General features: G+C 34.0%; 1 protein-coding gene. It reads left to right on the forward strand.

Annotated features, from left to right (window positions below; translation table 11 throughout):
• Positions 1–184 precede the first annotated feature (184 nt).
• A complete protein-coding gene (locus ACM0OY_RS40275) occupies positions 185–1,648 on the forward strand; it encodes an ISLre2 family transposase (RefSeq protein ID WP_414574280.1) in 1,464 nt (487 codons plus the stop codon).
• Positions 1,649–1,860 lie beyond the last annotated feature (212 nt).

Consider the following 1,860-nt stretch of genomic DNA (forward strand, 5'->3'; position numbering starts at 1 on the left):
CTAAAAACTAGCTTCAGTACAATATAAATATTTACAACAAGTAAGACAGTATTAACACTGTTAGAATTTGATTTTTATTTTCAGATATAAATATGATTTATTATTTCTGCCTAAAAAAAGGTAGGATTCCCTTTGGAGTAAAGGTTTTGATATCTGACATCAAAACAAGGAATGCCTACGCTGAATGAAAAATCATATATATTCTACTTTTGATTTAAGCAAATCGTTAGAAAACTTTCAAGAAAAAGTCACGAAACTTTTAGAACTAACGAATATCGCAGAATGGGATGGACACGTTTTCAGAGAACGTGAGAAAAAAATTAGAGAAATTGCCTTAGTTTTAGCAGGAGAATGTACAGGTTTATTGCTCCATAATCTGTCACAATCTCAAGATTTTTTAGATAAAGCAGAGGAGGAGACACGGGGGTGGTGGCAAACAAGCACACAAAAACATGGTTGTAAAAAGCGAAAAATATTAACAGTTGGAAATGTGGAAGTAAGTTTAAAATTACCGTATGTAGTTGAACGTCAAACTCAATCAAATAAAAATAAAAAATCTTTACACGAAGGATTTTGCCCATTCTTAAGATATTTGGGAATGTCTGAGGGTTTATCCCCTGGAGTTTTATCGACTATTGCCCAATATGGCGCAATTGCTGGCTCGTTTGAGGCAGCGCGGACAACATTAATTGATTGGGGCGTAAATATCAGTCTAAAACGCATAGAACGGCTAACATATTACTTTGGTAAAATTGGCATAAATTTACGTGAATCGAAAATAAAAAGTTTAGAGCTTGGTAACTTACCTACGAGTAATCTTCTTAAAGACCAGCGTGTCGTTATTGCTGTAGATGGCGGTCGTACACGGATTCGGATTAATAAAAAAGGCAGGCGTAAGGCTAAGACTAATCGTCTAGGCTTTACAGGAGAATGGATTGAGCCAAAACTATTAACAATTTATGTAGTGAATGAACAAGGTGAAAAAATCAGGAATGGAGAGGTTTCAATTCCCAATGATGGAACTTATCAAGGATATCAAGGATTTTTGCAGATATTAGAGATGTACTTGGTTAATTTAGGTATTAGTCAGGCGAAACAAGTTTTATTAATTGCGGATGGAGCAGAATGGATCTGGATACATATTCCCCCTTTACTCAAAAAGTTAAAATGCCCATCTGAAACTTATCAATTATTAGACTTTTTTCACGCTGCATCACATTTACAAGACTTTGCTGATGCTGCTTTTAGCACAAACAATGAGCGTCAACAATGGTTTCAAAAGGCTCGAAAAAGTTTAAAAAAAGGTCAGGCACTAGATTTAATGAGAAACATGGGTGAATTTATTTCTGAGGCGAATGGAGAGCGCCTCAAAATTTTGGTACGAGAACGGAATTATATTTTAAAAGCTTACCGACGCAGGCTTTTAAGATATAACGAAGTTGCAGCCCGAAAATTACCTCTTGGTAGTGGTGCGGTTGAAAGTTTGATTCGTCAAGTCGTTAATTTGCGTATGAAAGGAAATAGTAAATTTTGGTTACAAAATAATGCGGAAATTATGTTGCATCTTCGTTGTCAATGGATAGCTAAAAGTTGGGATAATTTTTCTGATGCTATCTTTAATTCGTTTATCAAACCCCAAACTGGCTGATAAATTTTATACTTTAATTCTGTATTTAGTTTATTTTTGCCATAATTAATACCAATTCTTAAAGAATTATTGCAGATATATTTGGAAATAATCGTCAAATGATTTACTAGCAATCTTTTTGAGATATCTCATCAAGATGATTTTTCGTGTAATTACGTGTATTTATTGCAAATAAAATTACCTCACACAGAAAAGTAAGTTTTAGCGATCGC

The sequence above is a fragment of the Nostoc sp. CCY 9925 genome (assembly GCF_963920935.1).
Lineage (GTDB): Bacteria > Cyanobacteriota > Cyanobacteriia > Cyanobacteriales > Nostocaceae > Nostoc.